Origin of the sequence: Janthinobacterium sp. BJB426, from assembly GCF_002735705.1 — a bacterium.
In the GTDB taxonomy this organism is placed as follows: Bacteria; Pseudomonadota; Gammaproteobacteria; order Burkholderiales; family Burkholderiaceae_D; genus Janthinobacterium.
Genome location: NZ_PDZL01000015.1, coordinates 116,144 through 134,513 on the forward strand (window position 1 = coordinate 116,144; position 18,370 = coordinate 134,513).

Genomic DNA, 18,370 nt, shown 5'->3' on the forward strand with positions numbered 1-18,370 from the left:
GGAAACCGCATCTGATAGGAGCACATCATGGAGTTCGATATGGTCGATAACACAGCTTTAGGTACCGTCATCAAGGTCGTCGGCGTCGGCGGTGCGGGTGGCAATGCAGTCCAACACATGATCAACAAAGGCATGTCGGGTGTGGAGTTCATTGCCGCCAACACCGACGCACAGGCCCTGTCGACATCGAAGGCCCACAACATCATCCAGATCGGCGATACCGGTCTGGGCGCCGGCATGAAGCCTGCCGTCGGCCGCCAGCTGGCCGAAGAATCGCGCGCACGCATCGCCGATTCGCTGCGCGGCGCGCACATGGTCTTCATCGCCGCCGGCATGGGCGGCGGCACGGGCACGGGCGCCGCTCCCATCGTGGCCGAAGTGGCCAAGGAACTGGGCGCGCTGACGGTGGCCGTGGTATCGAAACCGTTCTCGTACGAAGGCCAGAAGTGCATGGACATCGCCGACGAAGGCCTGGAGCAGCTGTCCCTGCACGTCGATTCGCTGATCATCATCCTCAATGAAAAACTGGAAGAGATCTACGAAGACGAAAGCATGCTGGAATGGATGCAGCACGCCGATGATGTGCTCAACAACGCGGTGGCCGGCATTGCCGAGATCATCAACGTGCCTGGCCATATCAACGTCGACTTCAACGACGTGAAAACCATCATGGGCGAGCAGGGCAAGGCCATGATGGGCACGGCGACGGCGTCCGGCGTCGACCGCGCGCGCATCGCCGCCGAACAGGCTGTCGCTTCGCCGCTGCTGGACGGTATCGATCTGTCCGGCGCGCGCGGCGTGCTGGTCAACGTCACGGCCAGCCGTGGCTTGAAAGGTAAAGAGATCAAGGAAGTCATGGCTGCCGTGCGCGCGTTTGCCGCGCCGGACGCGTCGATCGCGCAAGGTATCGCCTACGACGACGCCATGGGCGACGACATCCGCGTGACCGTGGTGGCGACGGGCTTGGGCCGTGCGAAGAAAAACATCCAGCTGGTACCGCAGCAAGTGCTGCGCACCGGTACCCACAACAGCCCGTTGACCCCATCGGCTGCCATGGGTAGCGCGCAGGCGGCGACGACGACGGTTGGCGTGGCCACGCCGGCAGCCGGTTTCGACGGCATGAAGGCGCCGGCAGTATGGCGCCGCGAATCGGCTTCCGAGCAAGTGCGCGCGATGGAAAAGAATGGCATGGAGACGTACGACATTCCAGCCTTCCTGCGCAAGCAAGCCGACTAAGGTGATCCGATGTCAGTAAAGATGACGGCGGCCTGAGGGTCGCCGTTTTTTTTGCCGGCTTTTGACTTTTGACTTTGCCTTTCCGGCCATTTTCTGCACAAATACGGCAAGTCAGGCATACTATCGCGCAGTGTCGGCATCATGCCGGCAGCATCCTCAACCGACAGTACACAAGGAGTCAACATGACCATCAAGATCGGCGACACCCTGCCAGAAGGCACCCTGGCCGAATTCATCGAAAGCGAAACCGAAGGTTGCGCACTGGGCCCGAACACGTTCAACGTGCAAGATCTGGTCAAGGGCAAGAAGATCGCCATCTTCGGCCTGCCAGGCGCCTACACCCCGACCTGCTCCGCACAGCACGTGCCAGGCTACGTGCAGCACGCTGCCGACCTGAAAGCCAAAGGCGTCGATGAAATCTGGTGCATCTCCGTCAACGACGCGTTCGTGATGGGCGCCTGGGGCCGCGATCAGAAAGCCACCGGCATCGTGCGCATGATGGCTGACGGTAATGCCGCCTACAGCAAGGCACTGGGCCTGGACGCCGATTTTTCCAAGCACGGCATGGGTACGCGCTCGCAGCGTTACTCGCTGCTGGTCGACAATGGCGTCGTGACGCAATTGAACATCGAGCAAGGCGGCAAGTTTGAAGTGTCGAATGCGGAAACCTTGCTGGGCCAGCTGGCTTAAGAGCTTTTTGCTTGCATGAAAACGGCGCCATCGGCGCCGTTTTTTTTATTGCACCTGCGGTTTCGTCGCCTCGAACATGGCCGCATCGATGCTGAACGAATAATCGTCCTGCAACGCAAAATACTGGCGCGCTTCCTCGGGTGCGCCATCGAACAGGTTGCGGATGGCCGCCACGCGCTCGTTCGGCGTGCGCATGCGCGCCACCCACTCGTCGAACTGCATCGTCAGTTTCCACACGCTGCGCAAGCTGTGCGTGAATCCCGAATTATTGAATTTGGCGCCCCATTCGCAGGTGCGGTAGTCGCGCACGTGGGACGCGTCGCGCAGCATTTCCACCGCCTGCAAGGTGCTGTCGTACAGGGCCGTTTTCGGCGCGACGATGTCGACCACCAATAAGGTGCCGTTCGGACGCAGCACGCGCCACGCTTCGGCCAGCGCTCCCGCCACGTCGTTCCAGTGGTGCGCGGAAAAGCGCGTGACAACCATGTCGAAGCTGGCGTCGGCAAATGGCAGGCGGGCCACGTCGCCCTGCTGCGTGCTGATGTTGTGCAAGCCGCGCTGCACCTTCGCGTGGTCGACGACGTCGAGCATGGGTTGCGCCAGGTCGTAGGCGACGACGGATGCTGCCACGGGGGCGACGGCGAAGCTGGCGTGGCCGGCGCCGCAGCCCAGGTCCAGTACCACCGGCTTGCCATGGCGGCGCGCGCATTCCTGCATCAGCACCAGGTCGGCGCCTTGCGCGTGGACTGCGCTGCTCAGGTAGGCATTCGCCGTCTTGCCAAACTGTTCGGTAACGACATCGTGCTGTTGCATGGTTTTCTCCTGTTGATGGGTGAGTTCCTGCAGAATAGGGATAAAATTATCCTGTAACAAGACCATAACTTATACTGGTATATCTACTACCATGCAGGCATCTCATGTCGAACAAGCTCGCTGAATTCATCCGCGCCCGGCGCGAAGCCGTCACTCCCGCCATGGCTGGTCTGCCCGGCGGCGGGCGGCGGCGCACGCCGGGCTTGCGGCGCGAAGAGCTGGCGCAACTGTGCGACGTCAGTCCCACCTGGCTGACGTGGCTGGAGCAGGGGCGGCCCGTGTCGGCGTCGGCCAAGATGCTGGCGCGCCTGGCGCAGGTGCTGCAGCTGAGCGCAGCCGAGCGTGCCTATCTGTTCGAAGTGGCCGACAAGCATGACCCCAGCCATGGCACAGGCGAGGGTAGTGGGCCTGCTAGCGCCGAGCTGGCCGCCATCGTCGCCGCCATCGACGCGCCTGCGTACATCCTCGACCGGGAATGGAGTGCCGTGGCGTGGAACGGGGCGGCGTCCACCTTGTTTACAGGCTGGCTGTGCAGTGACGCGGCTGCGCCGAACCAGTTGCGCTTCATGTTCCTGGACGCGGGCGCACGTGACCTGGTCATCGGCTGGCCCGAACGGGCGCGGCGCCTGGTGGCGGAGTTCCGCGCCGATATCGGCCGGCAGGCGGACCACGCGCCGCTGGCCGGCCTGATCGCCGAACTGGCCGATGCCAGCCTTGAATTTCGCCAATGGTGGGGCGCGCAGCAGGTGCAGGGCCGCGATGGCGGTTTGCGCCAGTTCCGGCATGCGCAGCAGGGCTTGCTGGCATTCAACCAGGTGACCTTGCACCTGGCGCGCCAGCATGACTTGAAACTGGTGATGCTGTTGCCTGTGTAGTTGCTCCTTTGAAAATGTAAAACGGCTGCGCTTGTTATAATCGGCTTGATGGTGTGGCCTTGCCATGCTGTCCTGGCTCCGGCCGTCGCCATGATGACGGTCCCGCTCTTTCGCCAGGAGTCTGTCCTGTTACCCCGCAATCCCAACCTGCGCAGCATCTATGTGATGCTGGTCGCCGTCGCCATGTTTTCCCTGATGGACACGGCCATGAAGCTGCTGTCCGCCCACTACCCCGCCATGCAGGTGACGGCATTGCGTGCCTTGTCGTCCTTGCCGCTCGTGTGCCTGTACCTGCTGTATCGCGGCGCTTTCAAGAACCTGCTGAAGGTGCGCTGGCCGCTGCACGTGCTGCGCGGCGCCCTGGGCGTGATGATGATTACCCTGTTTGCGTATGGCTTGAAGCGCATGTCGCTGGCCGAGGCATATTCGCTGTTCTTCGTCGCGCCCTTGCTGATTACGGTCCTGTCGGTTTTTATCCTGAAGGAAAGAGTCGACTTGGCGCGCTGGTGCGCCATCGCCGTGGGCTTGCTGGGCGTGGTGGTGGCGCTGCGCCCCGACGGTTCGGGATTCTTTTCGCTGGCCGGCCTGGCCGTGCTGGGTTCGGCCGCCTGTTATGCCATTTCCGCCGTCACGGGCCGCATTTTGAGCCGCACGGATGCCAGCGAAAGCATGGTCTTCTGGCTGATGGTGATGATGGCCCTTGGCGGCGTGGCCCTCTCGGCGCACGAGTGGGTGAGCATCCGCCGCGAAGACTGGTGGCTGCTGGCGGGCTTGTCACTGAGTGGCTTCCTGGGCCAGTTGGCCATCACGGAGGCATTTCGCCATGGCAAGGCGTCCAGCGTGGCACCGTTCGAGTACTCGGCCTTGGCCTGGGGCATGGCCCTGGACTGGATGCTGTGGCGCGCCTTGCCCGACGAATACACCCTGATTGGCGCGGCCATCATCATCGGCAGCGGCATTTACCTCGTGCGCCGTGAAGCCGTGCATGCGGAAAGCGAACATCCTTAATGAGCGGTTGTGGTATTTCTGGCGTCAGCCATGCCGCGCCGCAACGAAAATCCGGCAAATAGATATAATCGACAGATGTTAAAACAACGCACCATCAAACAACAGGTCCGCACCATCGGTGTCGGTTTGCACTCCGGCACCAAGGTCGAGCTGATCCTGCGTCCCGCCGCGATCGACACGGGCATCGTGTTTCGCCGCATCGACCTCGATCCCATCGTCGAGTTCCCCGCCAGCGCCATGGCCGTGGGCGACACGCGCATGGCTTCCGTGCTGATCAAGGACGGCGCCAGGGTTTCCACCGTGGAACATCTGATGTCGGCCGCGGCTGGCCTCGGCGTGGACAATATGTATATCGACGTGAATGCGGAAGAAATTCCCATCATGGATGGTTCCGCCTCGTCCTTCGTCTACCTGCTGCAGCAGGCTGGCGTGGAAGAGCAGCAGGCGGCGAAGAAATTCATCAAGGTCATCAAGCCTGTGGAGGTGCGTCACGGCAAGGGCGACGCGGAAAAATGGGCGCGCCTGTCGCCGTACGATGGCTTCAAGCTTGATTTCTTCATCGAGTTCAACCATCCTGCCGTCGATGGCACGATGCAGCGCGCTTCCGTCGATTTCGGCGACGTGTCGTACGTGCACGATGTGGCGCGCGCACGCACCTTCGGCTTCATGCAGGACGTGGAAAGCCTGCGCGGCATGGGCCTGGCGCGTGGCGGTTCGCTGGAAAACGCCATCGTCATGGACGAATACCGCATCCTCAACGCCGATGGCTTGCGCTATGAAGACGAGTTCGTGCGCCACAAGATACTCGACGCCATCGGCGACCTGTACCTGGTGGGCCACCCTTTGCTGGCCTATTACACGGCGCACAAGTCCGGCCACGCGCTGAACAACCAGCTGCTGCTGGCGCTGCTGGAACAGCCGGAATCCTATGAAATCGTGTCGTTCGCCACGAACGAGGCGGCGCCGCAATCCTACTTGCGCCAGATGGAGCGCGAGTGGTCCTTGACTTGACGACCGTTGCTGTTTTTAAATAATTTTAGGGCTAGGGAGCACCTGAAAAATGTTCAGGGCAAGGCGCATTGCCGCAGGCAGTACGAATAGTACGGCCAGGCAATGCAACGCCGCCATGGACTTTTTCTCAGGTGTTCCCAGGTTCGCGGTGGTGGCGGACCATGTTGCGCAGCGCCGCGATCAATTGTTCGTTCTGCTTCGACGCCGGCAGGGCCGTGCTCAGCTCTTCCAGGGCTGACATGGCTTTTTCCGGCAAGACCAGCGCCCGCGTATGCACGATGGGCGCGATGCTCTTGATGACTTGCACTTTCAGCTTGATGCCTGAAATCTGCCAGCCCTTTCTTTCCAGTTCCCCTTGTAACTTCGGCAATTGCTGCTTGAGCTTGGCCGCCAGCGCCGCGTTCGGCGTGGCCAGCACCAGTTGGCCGCCCTCGAATTGCAGGATGTCGCAATGCTCGAACATGGCCGGCAGGGCCTTGGCGCAATCTTTTTGCAGGGCGGCCAAGCGCGTGACGGTGGGCATCAGGGAGGCCATCGTCGCGTTGCCGCGCAGAAAATCGGTTGCGCCCGTGACGGCCGGGCCTGAACGGGCAAAGCCGTAGCCGCGGCGCGGTGCCGGAGAATAAATGGGAGATCGCATGGCCGAAACATAGCACACTCGCCCGCGCATGACGAGTGCGGCGGTGGGTGTGGCGCAGGCGGGCGGGCCGTATTGCCTTACAGTATGGAAAATGTCCGCAATTTCTGCCATTTGTTTGTCATTAAGCTATTGTTATATGGCGCATTACCCCAACCATGTCGGGAACGCATGATAAAATCATCGTCTTTTGCCATAGTCGAACTCCGTGCGGTGACGCGATACCTACCTCGTTGTTCCCTACCGAGCTTTTTTTAACGGCGTTTTTTCAAGAATTCAAGCATGTCATTACTGACCCAGATTTTCGGTAGCCGCAACCAGCGGCTGCTCAAGCAATACCAAAAAACGGTACGCGAGATCAATGCGCTCGAGCCGGCCATCGAAAAGCTGTCGGATGCCGAGCTGCAAGCGAAGACGCCTGCCTTCAAGGAACGCATCGCCGCTGGCGAATCGCTCGATGCCTTGTTGCCGGAAGCCTTTGCCGTCTGCCGCGAGGCCAGCAAGCGCGTCCTGCGCATGCGCCATTTCGATGTGCAGATGATCGGCGGCATGGTCTTGCATTTCGGTAAGATCGCGGAGATGGGCACGGGCGAGGGCAAGACCCTGATGGCAACCTTGCCAGCCTACCTGAATGCTCTGTCGGGCAAGGGCGTGCATATCGTCACCGTCAATGATTACCTGGCGCAGCGCGATGCCGAGACCATGGGCCGCCTGTATGCCTGGCTGGGACTGTCGACGGGCGTGAACATGTCGCAGATGGAGCACAGCGCCAAGCAGCAGGCGTACAACTCCGACATCACGTATGGCACGAACAATGAATTCGGTTTCGATTTCTTGCGCGATAACATGGTCTACGAAGCGCGCGAGCGCGTGCAGCGCAGCCTGAACTTCGGCATCGTCGATGAAGTCGACTCGATTCTGATCGATGAAGCGCGTACGCCGTTGATCATTTCGGGCCAGGCCGAGAACCATACGGACCTGTATCACAAGATCAATGAAGTGCCTGCGTTGTTGACTTTGCAGATCGGTGAAGAAACGCCGGATGGCAAGGGCAAGGTTGACGTGCCGGGCGACTACACCAAGGATGAAAAGGCGCACCAGGTGCTGCTGACGGAAGCCGGCCACGAAAAGGCAGAAGGCATCCTGATGGAGATGGGCCTGCTGCCGGAAGGCGCATCGCTGTACGATTCGGCCAACATCACTCTCGTGCACCACCTGTATGCGGCCCTGCGCGCGCATGCGCTGTACTTCAAGGATCAGCACTATGTGGTGCAGAACAATGAAGTGGTGATCGTCGATGAATTCACGGGCCGTCTGATGACGGGCCGCCGCTGGTCCGATGGTTTGCACCAGGCCGTCGAAGCGAAAGAAGGCGTCAAGATCCAGAACGAGAACCAGACCCTGGCCTCGATCACCTTCCAGAACTACTTCCGCATGTACGCCAAGCTGGCCGGCATGACCGGTACGGCCGATACCGAAGCGTACGAATTCCAGGAAATCTACGGCCTGGAAACGGTCGTGATCCCGCAAAACCGTCCGCTGCAGCGCAAGGATCGCCAGGATCAGGTCTACAAATCGTCGGCGGAAAAATACAACGCGATGTTGAACGACATCCGCGACTGCTACGAGCGCGGCCAGCCCGTGCTGGTCGGTACGACCTCGATCGAGAACTCGGAACTGCTGTCGGGCATCCTGACCAAGGCCGATTTGCCGCACAACGTGCTGAACGCGAAGCAGCATGCCCGCGAAGCGGAAATCATCGCCCAGGCAGGTCGTCCGAAAGCCATCACCATCGCCACCAACATGGCTGGCCGCGGTACGGACATTGTGCTGGGCGGTAACGTCGAAAACCAGATCAAGTTCATCGAAGCCAATGCTGAACTGAGCGACGCCGACAAGGCAGCCCAGTCGCAGACCTTGCGCGATGAATGGCAATCCTTGCACGACCATGTGGTCAATGCGGGCGGTTTGCACATTATCGGCACCGAACGCCATGAATCGCGCCGCGTTGATAATCAATTGCGTGGCCGTGCCGGCCGCCAGGGCGATCCGGGTTCGTCGCGCTTCTACTTGTCGCTCGACGACGCGCTGCTGCGCATCTTCGCCGGCGACCGCGTGCGCGCCGTGATGGACCGCCTGAAAATGCCGGAAGGCGAACCGATCGAGGCAGGCATCGTCTCGCGTTCGATCGAATCGGCCCAGCGCAAGGTCGAAGCGCGCAACTTCGACATCCGCAAGCAATTGCTGGAATACGATGACGTCGCCAACGACCAGCGTAAAGTCATCTACCAGCAGCGTAACGAGCTGCTGGAAACGACCGATATTTCCGACATGATCGGCTCGCTGCGCCATGGCGTGTTCACCGACCTGGTGCACGAGTATGTGCCGCATGAATCGGTGGAAGAGCAGTGGGATATCAAGGGTCTGGAAAACACCCTGGCCAGCGAATGGCAGCTCGACTTGCCGCTGCAGCAAATGCTGGAAGCCGATGCGACCCTGACGGACGACGAGATCCTGGAAAAAGTGCTGGTCGCGGCCGATGCCGTGTACCAGTCGAAGATCGATATCGTCGGCAAGGAATCGTTTGGCGGCTTCGAACGCAATGTCATGCTGCAAAGCGTGGACAGCCACTGGCGCGAACACCTGGCGGCGCTCGATCACCTGCGCCAGGGTATTCACCTGCGCGGTTATGCGCAGAAGAACCCGAAACAGGAATACAAGCGCGAAGCGTTTGAACTGTTTGGCCAGATGCTCGACATGATCAAGAACGACGTCACGAAACACGTGATGACGGTACGCATCCAGTCGCGTGAAGAAGTCGATGCGGCCGAACAGGCGATGCAGCAGTCGCACGTGGAAAACGTGCACTACCAGCACGCCGAATTCGACCCGAACGCGGCGCCGGAAGAGCTGCTGGCGCCTACTGCCGGCGGCAACATGGACAACGTCGACGACATGAGCGTGAGCATGGGTGTCAAGGTCGGTCGTAACGACCCATGCCCTTGCGGCAGCGGCAAAAAGTACAAGGCCTGCCACGGCAAGCTGGCATAAGGCGGTTTGACTGCCTGACAAAAAACGGAGACCGCGGTCTCCGTTTTTTTATGCCTTTTCAATTTGCGCGCGCGCATCTACCGGCACGCATGTTCACCGGCGCCGCGAAGGCGCTACAATAGCGCTTCCCTTTTCCCTCGCAGAAGAAATCACCATGGCCGTCAATTCTCCCAAGCCCGTCGCCGCCGACTTGAAAGCCGTCGCCGGCATTGAAATCGGTGTTGCCGAAGCAGGCATCAAGAAACCCAACCGCAAGGATTTGCTGGTATTGAAACTGGCGCCGACGGCCACCGTGGCCGGCGTGTTCACCTTGAACCGCTTCTGCGCCGCGCCCGTGCAAATTTCGAAAGCCAACCTGGCGGCCGTGACGGCCGGCGCCGCGCCGATCTGCGCGCTGCTGGTCAATACGGGCAACGCGAATGCGGGCACGGGCGAATCGGGCCTGGCCGACGCGCAGGCCAGCTGCGCCGCGCTGGCCGAGCTGCTGGGCTGCACGCCGCAGCAAATCCTGCCGTTTTCCACCGGCGTGATCCTCGAACCGCTGCCTGTGCAGCGCCTGGTCGCCGGCTTGCCGCAAGCGGTAGCAGCGCTGACGTCGGACAACTGGTTCTCGGCCGCCGAAGCCATCATGACCACCGACACGCAGCCGAAAGCCGGCTCGCGCACGGTCACCATCGGTGGCCACGCGGTCACCCTGACAGGCATCAGCAAGGGCGCCGGCATGATCAAGCCGAACATGGCCACCATGCTGGGCTTCCTCGCGTTTGACGCCACCGTGGCGCAACCGGTGCTCGACCAGCTGGTGAAGCAGGCAGCCGACAAATCGTTCAACTGCATCACCATCGACGGCGACACGTCCACCAATGACTCGTTCATGCTGGTGGCAACAGGCGCCGGCAGCCTGGTGATCGATTCCATCGACTCGCCGCACTATGCGGAACTGTCGGCCGCCGTCACCGAACTGTCGACCTTCCTGGCACAAGCCATCGTGCGTGACGGCGAAGGCGCGACCAAGTTCATGACGGTGACCGTGGAAGACGGCCGCAACGTGGAAGAGTGCCGCAAGATCGCCTATTCCATCGCCCATTCGCCGCTGGTGAAAACGGCCTTCTTCGCCTCCGACCCGAACCTGGGCCGCATCCTGGCCGCCATCGGCTACGCCGGTGTGGACGACCTCGACGTGGGCCAATTGAACCTGTATCTGGACGACGTGTGGGTGGCCCAGAATGGCGGCCGCAACCCGGACTACCAGGAACAGGATGGCCAGCGCGTGATGCAGCAAAGCGAAATCACCATCCGCGTCAAGCTGGCGCGCGGCGATGCCACGGCCACCTTGTGGACGTGCGACCTGTCGCATGACTACGTGTCGATCAACGCCGACTACCGCTCATGACCAGTCTCGATCAATTCCTGATCCGCGCCGAGCGGGTGCTGGCGCGGCTCGAGTCGATCTTGCCGCCGGCCTTGCCGGCTACCGACTGGAACAGCTTTGCCTTCCGCTGGCGCCGGCGCCAGGGCGCGCTGCCTTATTTGCAGGCCGTGGCGCATGTCTCGTCCATTGCTCTGGATGACTTGCACAATATCGGCACGCAAAAGGCGCAGATCGAGCAGAACACGTGCCAGTTCGTTGCCAGCCGCCCCGCCAACAATGTGCTGCTGACGGGTGCGCGCGGCACGGGCAAGTCCTCCTTGATCAAGGCTTGTCTGAACCAGTTCGCCGACCAGGGCTTGCGCCTGATCGAAGTCGACAAGGCCGATCTGGCCGACTTGCCCGACATCGTCGACCTGGTGGCGGCGCGCCCCGAGCGTTTCATCATCTTTTGCGACGACCTGTCGTTCGAAGAGGGCGAGAGCGGCTACAAGGCGCTGAAAGTGGCGCTCGACGGCAGCATCGCCGCGCAATCGGACAATGTGCTGATCTACGCCACCTCGAACCGCCGTCACCTGATGCCGGAACGCATGTCGGATAACACCAGCTACAAGACGGACGACGATGGCGATCTGCATCCGGGCGAGACGGTGGAAGAGAAAATCTCGCTGTCCGAACGCTTCGGCCTGTGGCTGTCGTTCTACCCGTTCAAGCAGGACGATTACCTCGATATCGCGGCGCACTGGCTGGCCTCGTTTGGCTGCACGCCGGAACAGATTGCGGCAGCACGCGGCGACGCCCTGCGCTGGGCCTTGCAGCGCGGTTCCCGTTCGGGCCGGGTGGCGTGGCAATTCGCGCGCGACTATGCGGGGAAACTTCCTGCGGGAAAGTTGCCGCAATGAGCGAAGTGAAAATTACACCGGTGGATGTCGCCGTCGGCATCCTGATGAAGCCGAATGGCGACGTGCTGCTGGGCCAGCGCCCGGCCGGCAAGCCGTATGACGGCTATTGGGAATTTCCTGGCGGTAAAGTCGAAGCCGGCGAAGCCATTCTTGACGCCTTGAAGCGCGAGTTTGTCGAAGAGCTGGGGCTATATATCGACAGTGCCGAACCCTGGTGCGGCGTCGAATATGTGTATCCGCACGCTCATGTGCGCCTGCATTTCTATATCAGCCGCGAATGGCGGGGCGAGCCGCAAAGCCTGGAAGGGCAGGCGTTCGCCTGGCAAGGCACGGTCGGCGTGGAACCCTTGCTGCCGGCCACCATTCCCCTGCTGGAATGGTTAGATGAGGTACGTCGGGAATCCCTGGCGCCTGCATAATCTTTACTTGTGCCAGCGGGCAGCATCACGCTGCGTGCTGGCGCAAGCTTTCCTGTGACTTTCCTTGTATAGTCGGCGCTTTGCGCTACAGTGCTTTCATCACGCATTGGGGAGTCTCGCATGCCGCTGACACTGACCTTTACCGATACCGATGAATTGCTGATCGCCGCCTTGCACAAGCGTGCCCGCGCGCATGGGCGCAGCATCGAGGACGAGCACCGCGACATCTTGCGCAGCGCCTTGCGGCCGCTGCCGAAGCGCCCGCTCGACGATATTCTGCGCGGCATGCCCGACGTGGGGCTGGATGCGGATTTCGAACGCCGCCCTTGAGCCATGCCCGCCTATCTGGTCGACACGGATGTGATCGTTGCGGCGCGCAAGGGCGGCGCCGCGCCAGCAGGCGTGGCTACCTTCTTCGAGCGGGTGACGCCAGAGATGCGCTATGTGCCGGTGCAGGTGATCGCGCAATTGCGCGCAGGTATACAGCGCAGCTGGCGGCGCGAAGCGGCGCTGGAAGCACTGGCGCTGGAAGGCTGGCTGGAAGCCGTGCTGGCAGAGTATGCGCCCCGCTTGCTGGAATTCGACCTCGATTGCGCGCTCGTGTGCGCCCGCCTGCATGGTCGCGGCCATGCGCATGGCATCGATGGACAGATCGCGGCGATGGGCATCGCCTATGGCTTGACGGTGGTCAGTGGCAGGCTTGACAGTTTCGCGGCGCAGGGGCTGCGCCTGGAAAATCCGTTTAATTGAAGCTAATTGCGGCTTACTGCGGCTTGTTGTCTTCGTCTGCCAGGGGATCTTCGAACGGGTCGGCCGCGGGGATCGTGTATTTCTCTTCGGCCCAGGCACCCAGGTCGATCTGCTTGCAGCGCTCCGAGCAGAAGGGGCGGAATTTGTTGGCTTCAGTCCATTCGACTTTGGCGGCACAGGTAGGGCAGTTAACGACGGTCATGATGGGGTAAATAAGTAACAATTAAAAATTACAGAGCGTGAGCTCGAACGGAACATCCTCTTCCAGCGGCTTGGGTTTCAAGTCGCCGCCCTGGGTGGTGAAGCGTACCCACAGCATGTATTTGTTGGCGGAAATTTCCGGGATGGCGCCGCTGTTTTCATCCAGGCTCAGGCGCAGCATCTGGTACACCTTGCCTTGCAGCATTTGCTGGTAGCTGCCGCCATTGGCGATCAGTTTAACGGGTCCGCCGGAATCGCGCAGCAGGCGCAATACGAGGGCCAGCGCGTCGAACAGCGGTGCCAGCGGGGCGAACCAGGCGTGGATATCGGTCAGACGCTGTTCCGAGCTGCGTTTTTGCCAGGCGAAGTATGACGGCAAGTCGAATTCGCAGGCGCCGCCCGGAATGATGGTGCGGCCGCGGATGCTCATCAGCCATTCATTGTCGCGGATATTCTGTCCCGTCTTGCCTTGCGCCGCCACCAGGGCGCCGCTGACGCTGTCGAGTTCGCCGAGGATGGCGTCGAGGGTTTCCGGTTCCACGTTCGGATTGCTGCGGTAGCCGAGCAGGCTCTGGCGCTGACGCTCGAGTTCCTGCAGCAGGTCGGACTTCAGGTCGGCGCGGCCGGCCACTTCGAGCATATCGAAAATAGTTGCCAAGGCAACATGGTGCTGCATTGCATGCTCTTGCTGGATGAAGAACTTGAATTTGTCGTACAGGTCTTCCAGCCGCAACAAGGTACGTATGCGTTCGTTGAAAGGGTATTCGTAGACAATCAAAATAATTCCCTTAAGTAAGGACCTGCAAACAATCCCGTGATTTTGAACCAAGCGTCGACAAATTACAAACGTTGCGACCCGATTCTGGCCATTCTTTTTGAAAATGCCAGATATAAATCGTGCAACTGGGCAATCTGCGGCGCCAGAGCGGCCAAATCGCCATTATTGTCGATCACATCGTCCGCCGCCGCCAGGCGCATGGCGCGCGTGGCCTGTGTGGCCATGATGGCTTTGACTTGTTCTTCCGATAAGCCATTGCGCGCCATCACGCGTGATACTTGCAGGCTTTCCAGGCAATCGATGACCAGCACCCGGTTGACCCGCTCCACCCATCCACCGGACTCGACGAGCAGGGGCACGGCAAAGATCACGTAGCTGCCCGTTGCTGCTTCGGCCGCCGCCAGGGTGGCCTGGCGGATGCGCGGGTGCAGGATGGCTTCCAGTCTGGCCTTGGCGGCGGCGTCGGCAAACACGAGGTTGCGCATTTTTGTGCGGTCGAGGGCGCCGCGCGCATCGGCGTAGTCGGCGCCGAATTCCGCCACCAGGGCCGGCATGGCCGCGCCATTCGGTGCCGTCAGGTTGTGCGCGATCTGGTCGGTGTCGACGATGGAGGCGCCGCGCGCGGCGAACAGGTCGGCCACCGTGCTCTTGCCGCAGCCGATGCCGCCGGTGAGACCCACGCTGAAATAAGGGACGTTGTGTAGTTGCATGTGTTTATCCATAGGGGCGCTGCTGCGCGGGTCAGCTGGTCAGGCCCAGTGTGAGGCGCGACAGGGGCGTGCCGTATAGCAGCGCGATCAGGCCAGCCGCCGCCAGGTAGGGGCCGAACGGAATCGGCTTGTCGCGCCCGCGCTTGGCAAACACGATCAGGCCGATGCCGACCACGGCGCCCACCAGCGACGACAACAGGATGATCGTCGGCAGCATGGTCCAGCCCAGCCACGCACCGAGCGCCGACAGCAATTTGAAGTCACCATAGCCCATTCCCTCCTTGCCTGTCGCCAGCTTGAAGGCCCAGTACACGGCCCACAGGGCCAGGTAGCCGGCGGCCGCACCGATGACGGCGTCCTGCAGGGGCACGAAGGTGCCGTTGATATTGACCAGCAGGCCCGCCCACAGCAGGGGGAAGGTGAGGTCGTCCGGCAGCATTTGCGTATCGGCGTCGATGAAGGTCATGGCGATCAGCAGCCAGGCAAACACCAGCGTCGCCAGGCCCGTCCAGCCGCTGCCGAAGTGCCAGATCAAGAGGGCAGACAGCGCGCCCGTCAGCAATTCCACCAGCGGATAGCGCACGGAGATGGGCGCCTTGCAGGCGCTGCACTTGCCGCGCAGCAGCAGGTAGCTGATGACGGGGATGTTTTCCATGGCCGTGATGCGGTGGCCGCAGGCGGTGCAGTTCGAGTGCGGCAGCATCAGGTTGTAGCGGTCCGTGTGCGGCAGGGGCAGGCCGCTTTCTTCCGCCACGTAATTATCGGAGTCGCGCTCCATCATTTTGGGCACGCGGTGGATCACCACGTTCAGGAAGCTGCCGACGATCAGGCCGAACAGGGCGGCGACGAGGGCGACGGGCAGGTTGCCGGGTGCGGCGAACAGCAGGGTATCTTGCAGCATGGTGAACTTGTCTGAGGGGATGAATGTTGCCGCGCAAACATTGCCTGGCACTGCAGCAGTGTAAAACATCCGCCGGCGCATGGGGACGTTTTGCGTCGACATGTCTTCAAATCACGGCGCCCAACTTAAAAAGCGGCAAATACAGGGCGATCACGAGGGAACCGACGAGCACGCCCAGCACCACCATCAGCGCCGGTTCCAGCAGCGTGGAAAGGGTGGCCACGGTGGCGTCGATGTCGGCCTCGATGATGTCGGCCGCGCGCGACAGCATGGCGTCGAGGGCGCCCGATTCCTCGCCGATCAGGGTCAGTTGCGTCAGCAGCGGGGGAAACACGTCGCTGTGTTCCATGGCCAGGGCCAGGCTGCCGCCGGCGCGGATTTCGCTTTCGATGCGTGTCGTCGCTTCCTGGTACAGCGCGTGGCCGGAGGCGGCGCCCACCAGGCCGAGAGAGTCGAGCAGTGGCACGCCGGCGGCGAACATGGCCGCCAGGGTGCGCGTCCAGCGGGCGATTGCCGCCTTGCGCAAGAGGGGGCCGAAGACGGGCAGGCGCAGCGCCCGTAGTTGCGTGTTGCGCCGCCACGTGGGATAGCGGCGCCAGGCCAGGTGCAGCAGCAGGCAAGCGAGCAGCAGCGCCGCCAGCAAGGCCAGCCAGTAGCGGACAACAAAGGCGGACACGCCCATGACGACCAGGGTGGGCAGCGGCAACGGTGCGCCAAAGCTGTCGAAGACCTGGCGGAAAGCGGGCACGACCACGCTCATGATGATGGCCGTGACAACGATGGCGACGAGTACGATGGCCAGCGGATACATCAGCGCGCCGCGCACTTGTCGCCGCAGGGTGATGGCTTTTTCCTGGTGCGTGGCCAGGCGCGCCAGCAAGTCCTGCACGATGCCTGCCTGTTCGCCTGCCGCCAGCAGATTGCAATACAGTTCGTCAAACAGCAGGGGGAACTGGCGGAACGCCTGCTGCAGGCTGCTGCCCGCTTCGATATCGTGGCGCAAGTCGCGCATCAGCTCGGTGACGGCGGGTTTGGCGTGGCCCTTGCCGGCGATGTCGAAGGCGTGCAGCAGCGGCACCCCGGCCGCCATCATGGTCGACAACTGGCGCGTGAACAGGGCGATATCCTTGCGCGTGATGGCCTTGCCGGGCGCGCTGCGCGCTGCCTGCACACGTGTAGCCAGGATGCCTTCGCGTCGTAGCGCGGCCTTGGCGGCGCTGGCGTCGGCGGCGCGCAAGACGCCATCGACCGCCTTGCCATGGCGGTCTGTGCCCTTCCACGCAAAGCGCCGCTCGGCCGCCATGTGCACCTCCTGCCGTCACGTTAGCAGCGTGGGGCAAAAGCACCAGCGGCGCTGGCGGCAAGCTTGATGTGGCTCAGCCTTTTGTGGTTTGTACTTCCGTCTGCACAACGGCCTGGGCCTTCACGTCGGCCGCATCATCCTCGTCGCTGTCCGTGCCCTTGCTGATGCTTTCGCCATCGTCGCGGCGCAAGGTCCAGAAGGTCAGCGAGGACAGCACCGTCAGCGCGGCCAGGGTCAGAAAGGCGTGGTGCAGGGCCGTGCTGAGCATGGCACGGTCCGACTGCGGCATGTCGCCCAGGTACCAGCCCGTGATCAGCGAACCGAAGGCGAGGCCAAAGCTCATCGACAGTTGCTGCATCGAGCTGGCGATGGTGCTGGCCATGCTCGAATCGCTCTTGTCGACGTCGGCATACGCGATGGTGTTCATGCTGGAAAACTGCAGCGAATTGAAAAAGCCCATGCACAGGCTGATGGCGACGATCACGTACAGGGGCGTCCCCACGCCCACCTGCGAAAACATGGCGATGGTGACGCCGATCAGCACGGTGTTGACGATCAGTACCTGGCGATAGCCGAAGCGTGCCAGCACGCGCGCGGAAATGAATTTCATGCCCATGGCGGCCGCGGCCGACGGCATCATCAGCAAGCCCGATTGCCAGGCGGGCAAGCCCAGGCCCAGCTGGTACAGCAGCGGCAGCAGGAAGGGCAGGCCGCCCACGCCCAGGCGCGTGACGAAGCCGCCCACGACGGAGACGCGGAAGGTGCGGATCTTGAACAGGGTCAGGCGCAGCAGCGGATGCAGCACTTCGCTCGAATGCCAGACATACGCGGCCAGCAGGCTGATGGAGATGAACAGCAGCACGGCAAACGAGGTGCCGTCGATGCGGTGTTCGCCGAAAATTTCGAGCAGCCACGACAGCAGCGCGATGCCCGTGCCGAACAGCACCAGGCCGATCAGGTCCAGCGGACGGGGCTTGTCGCCATAGTAATCGGGCATGTAGCGGTGCGCCAGGTACAGCGCCACCAGGCCGACAGGTACGTTGACGAAGAAAATCTCGCGCCACGACAGCCAGTGCACGATCAGCCCGCCCACCGTGGGTCCCAGCAGGGGGCCGATCAGGGCGGGGATGATGACGAAATTCATGGCCGCCAGCAATTGCGACTTGGGAAAGGTGCGGATGATGGTGAGCCTGCCCACCGGCATCATCATGGCCGCGCCCACCCCTTGCAGCAGGCGCGCAGCCACCAGCATGGGCGCATTCACGGACAGGCCGCACAGGATGGAGGCGAGGGTAAAGATGGCGACGGCGGCGGAAAACACGCGCCGCGTGCCGAAGCGGTCGGCCATCCAGCCGCTGATGGGAATGCACACGGCCAGGCTCAGGATGTAGCTGGTGACGACGGCCTTCAGGCTCAGTGGCGTCACGTTCAGGCTGGCGGCCATGGCGGGGATGGCGGTGTTGACGATGGTGGAGTCGAGTTGCTCCATGAACAGGGCGGTGGCGACCACCCAGGGAAGGTAGCTTTTGATCGGGGAACTGGTCATGGATGCGAGCCTGAGGAGAAAAAACGGAGCCGACAGTACGACGAATTGTCACATAAATGGCGCAGGCGTGCCGCCCACGCCATTCATTTTGGCAGCGTGCCGGGGGCTTAGTCCATGGAACATTTGTTCCATGGCAATAGATTGCCGGCAAGGCTAACATGTGTTTTCCT

General features: G+C 62.0%; 19 protein-coding genes. 11 read left to right on the plus strand and 8 right to left on the minus strand.

What is annotated here, in order from left to right; genetic code table 11:
- The first annotated feature begins 27 nt into the window (after positions 1-27).
- Together ftsZ and CSQ93_RS21425 are read left to right on the plus strand one after the other, a co-directional pair.
- Positions 28-1,236, plus strand: a complete 1,209-nt coding sequence (gene ftsZ / locus CSQ93_RS21420) for a cell division protein FtsZ (RefSeq protein WP_034784974.1) — start codon at positions 28-30, stop codon at positions 1,234-1,236.
- Positions 1,237-1,419: 183 nt separating this feature from the next.
- Positions 1,420-1,926, plus strand: a complete 507-nt coding sequence (locus CSQ93_RS21425) for a peroxiredoxin (protein ID WP_099379775.1) — start codon at positions 1,420-1,422, stop codon at positions 1,924-1,926.
- Positions 1,927-1,971: 45 nt separating this feature from the next.
- Here the strand turns inward: CSQ93_RS21425 and CSQ93_RS21430 are convergent, their stop codons facing one another.
- Positions 1,972-2,739, minus strand: a complete 768-nt coding sequence (locus CSQ93_RS21430; protein ID WP_099379776.1) for a class I SAM-dependent methyltransferase — start codon at positions 2,737-2,739, stop codon at positions 1,972-1,974.
- 104 nt (positions 2,740-2,843) lie between these two features.
- Between CSQ93_RS21430 and CSQ93_RS21435 the strand changes: the two genes are divergently transcribed.
- The 3 genes from CSQ93_RS21435 (at position 2,844) to lpxC (ending at position 5,633) form a co-directional block, all read left to right on the plus strand.
- Positions 2,844-3,614 (plus strand): helix-turn-helix transcriptional regulator, encoded by a 771-nt coding sequence (locus CSQ93_RS21435; RefSeq protein WP_099379777.1) that lies wholly within the window; start codon positions 2,844-2,846, stop codon positions 3,612-3,614.
- 165 nt (positions 3,615-3,779) lie between these two features.
- Complete coding sequence (locus tag CSQ93_RS21440; RefSeq protein WP_099379809.1) at positions 3,780-4,622, plus strand: DMT family transporter; 843 nt, start codon at positions 3,780-3,782, stop codon at positions 4,620-4,622.
- A gap of 75 nt (positions 4,623-4,697) precedes the next feature.
- A complete protein-coding gene (gene lpxC / locus CSQ93_RS21445) occupies positions 4,698-5,633 on the plus strand; it encodes a UDP-3-O-acyl-N-acetylglucosamine deacetylase (protein WP_099379778.1) in 936 nt (311 codons plus the stop codon).
- A 127-nt stretch (positions 5,634-5,760) separates the two neighbouring features.
- Here lpxC and CSQ93_RS21450 read toward each other — a convergent pair whose 3' ends face one another.
- Positions 5,761-6,273 (minus strand): DciA family protein, encoded by a 513-nt coding sequence (locus CSQ93_RS21450; protein WP_099379779.1) that lies wholly within the window; start codon positions 6,271-6,273, stop codon positions 5,761-5,763.
- Positions 6,274-6,552: 279 nt separating this feature from the next.
- On the opposite strand from CSQ93_RS21450, the gene secA reads away from it, so the two are divergent.
- The 6 genes from secA (at position 6,553) to CSQ93_RS21480 (ending at position 12,761) form a co-directional block, all read left to right on the plus strand.
- The gene (secA, locus tag CSQ93_RS21455) at positions 6,553-9,321 is read left to right on the plus strand and encodes a preprotein translocase subunit SecA (protein ID WP_099379780.1); all 2,769 of its coding nucleotides are present in this window, start codon (positions 6,553-6,555) and stop codon (positions 9,319-9,321) included.
- Positions 9,322-9,475: 154 nt separating this feature from the next.
- Positions 9,476-10,714: a bifunctional glutamate N-acetyltransferase/amino-acid acetyltransferase ArgJ gene (gene argJ, locus CSQ93_RS21460; RefSeq protein ID WP_099379781.1), complete on the plus strand. Its 1,239-nt coding sequence runs from the start codon at positions 9,476-9,478 to the stop codon at positions 10,712-10,714.
- Positions 10,711-11,592 (plus strand): ATP-binding protein, encoded by an 882-nt coding sequence (locus CSQ93_RS21465; RefSeq protein ID WP_099379782.1) that lies wholly within the window; start codon positions 10,711-10,713, stop codon positions 11,590-11,592. The genes argJ and CSQ93_RS21465 overlap by 4 nt, the downstream gene beginning before the upstream one ends.
- Entirely contained in the window at positions 11,589-12,011 is a 423-nt protein-coding gene (locus CSQ93_RS21470; RefSeq protein ID WP_099379783.1) for an NUDIX domain-containing protein, read from the plus strand. Before CSQ93_RS21465 ends, CSQ93_RS21470 begins: the two co-directional genes overlap by 4 nt.
- Positions 12,012-12,131: 120 nt before the next feature.
- Positions 12,132-12,341: a FitA-like ribbon-helix-helix domain-containing protein gene (locus CSQ93_RS21475; RefSeq protein ID WP_070219361.1), complete on the plus strand. Its 210-nt coding sequence runs from the start codon at positions 12,132-12,134 to the stop codon at positions 12,339-12,341.
- A 3-nt stretch (positions 12,342-12,344) separates the two neighbouring features.
- Complete coding sequence (locus tag CSQ93_RS21480) at positions 12,345-12,761, plus strand: VapC toxin family PIN domain ribonuclease (protein WP_099379784.1); 417 nt, start codon at positions 12,345-12,347, stop codon at positions 12,759-12,761.
- A gap of 13 nt (positions 12,762-12,774) precedes the next feature.
- Here CSQ93_RS21480 and yacG read toward each other — a convergent pair whose 3' ends face one another.
- The 6 genes from yacG to CSQ93_RS21510 all read right to left on the minus strand — a co-directional run bounded on the left by yacG (position 12,775) and on the right by CSQ93_RS21510 (position 18,200).
- Complete coding sequence (gene yacG, locus CSQ93_RS21485) at positions 12,775-12,966, minus strand: DNA gyrase inhibitor YacG (protein WP_034748814.1); 192 nt, start codon at positions 12,964-12,966, stop codon at positions 12,775-12,777.
- Positions 12,967-12,984: 18 nt separating this feature from the next.
- Entirely contained in the window at positions 12,985-13,740 is a 756-nt protein-coding gene (gene zapD / locus CSQ93_RS21490) for a cell division protein ZapD (protein WP_034748811.1), read from the minus strand.
- Positions 13,741-13,802: 62 nt separating this feature from the next.
- Entirely contained in the window at positions 13,803-14,450 is a 648-nt protein-coding gene (coaE, locus tag CSQ93_RS21495; protein ID WP_099379785.1) for a dephospho-CoA kinase, read from the minus strand.
- Positions 14,451-14,481: 31 nt separating this feature from the next.
- The gene (locus CSQ93_RS21500; RefSeq protein WP_099379786.1) at positions 14,482-15,351 is read right to left on the minus strand and encodes a prepilin peptidase; all 870 of its coding nucleotides are present in this window, start codon (positions 15,349-15,351) and stop codon (positions 14,482-14,484) included.
- Positions 15,352-15,457: 106 nt separating this feature from the next.
- A complete protein-coding gene (locus CSQ93_RS21505; RefSeq protein WP_099379787.1) occupies positions 15,458-16,654 on the minus strand; it encodes a type II secretion system F family protein in 1,197 nt (398 codons plus the stop codon).
- Positions 16,655-16,727: 73 nt separating this feature from the next.
- Positions 16,728-18,200 carry a DHA2 family efflux MFS transporter permease subunit gene (locus CSQ93_RS21510; RefSeq protein ID WP_233516285.1) on the minus strand — a complete coding sequence of 491 codons (1,473 nt, stop codon included), beginning with the start codon at positions 18,198-18,200 and terminating at the stop codon, positions 16,728-16,730.
- Between the last annotated feature and the right edge of the window lie 170 nt (positions 18,201-18,370).

Bases quoted from the DNA above. Each gene is read 5' to 3' on its own strand.
- ftsZ (WP_034784974.1), top strand. From the start codon at position 28: ATGGAGTTCGATATGGTCGATAACACAGCTTTAGGTACCGTCATCAAG.
- CSQ93_RS21450 (WP_099379779.1), bottom strand. From the start codon at position 6,273: ATGCGATCTCCCATTTATTCTCCGGCACCGCGCCGCGGCTACGGCTTT.
- CSQ93_RS21475 (WP_070219361.1), top strand. From the start codon at position 12,132: ATGCCGCTGACACTGACCTTTACCGATACCGATGAATTGCTGATCGCC.
- CSQ93_RS21505 (WP_099379787.1), bottom strand. From the start codon at position 16,654: ATGGCGGCCGAGCGGCGCTTTGCGTGGAAGGGCACAGACCGCCATGGC.
- CSQ93_RS21435 (WP_099379777.1), top strand. From the start codon at position 2,844: ATGTCGAACAAGCTCGCTGAATTCATCCGCGCCCGGCGCGAAGCCGTC.
- coaE (WP_099379785.1), bottom strand. From the start codon at position 14,450: ATGCAACTACACAACGTCCCTTATTTCAGCGTGGGTCTCACCGGCGGC.
- CSQ93_RS21440 (WP_099379809.1), top strand. From the start codon at position 3,780: ATGCTGGTCGCCGTCGCCATGTTTTCCCTGATGGACACGGCCATGAAG.
- CSQ93_RS21470 (WP_099379783.1), top strand. From the start codon at position 11,589: ATGAGCGAAGTGAAAATTACACCGGTGGATGTCGCCGTCGGCATCCTG.
- CSQ93_RS21500 (WP_099379786.1), bottom strand. From the start codon at position 15,351: ATGCTGCAAGATACCCTGCTGTTCGCCGCACCCGGCAACCTGCCCGTC.
- CSQ93_RS21425 (WP_099379775.1), top strand. From the start codon at position 1,420: ATGACCATCAAGATCGGCGACACCCTGCCAGAAGGCACCCTGGCCGAA.
- CSQ93_RS21510 (WP_233516285.1), bottom strand. From the start codon at position 18,200: ATGACCAGTTCCCCGATCAAAAGCTACCTTCCCTGGGTGGTCGCCACC.
- CSQ93_RS21430 (WP_099379776.1), bottom strand. From the start codon at position 2,739: ATGCAACAGCACGATGTCGTTACCGAACAGTTTGGCAAGACGGCGAAT.
- secA (WP_099379780.1), top strand. From the start codon at position 6,553: ATGTCATTACTGACCCAGATTTTCGGTAGCCGCAACCAGCGGCTGCTC.
- CSQ93_RS21480 (WP_099379784.1), top strand. From the start codon at position 12,345: ATGCCCGCCTATCTGGTCGACACGGATGTGATCGTTGCGGCGCGCAAG.
- argJ (WP_099379781.1), top strand. From the start codon at position 9,476: ATGGCCGTCAATTCTCCCAAGCCCGTCGCCGCCGACTTGAAAGCCGTC.
- lpxC (WP_099379778.1), top strand. From the start codon at position 4,698: ATGTTAAAACAACGCACCATCAAACAACAGGTCCGCACCATCGGTGTC.
- CSQ93_RS21465 (WP_099379782.1), top strand. From the start codon at position 10,711: ATGACCAGTCTCGATCAATTCCTGATCCGCGCCGAGCGGGTGCTGGCG.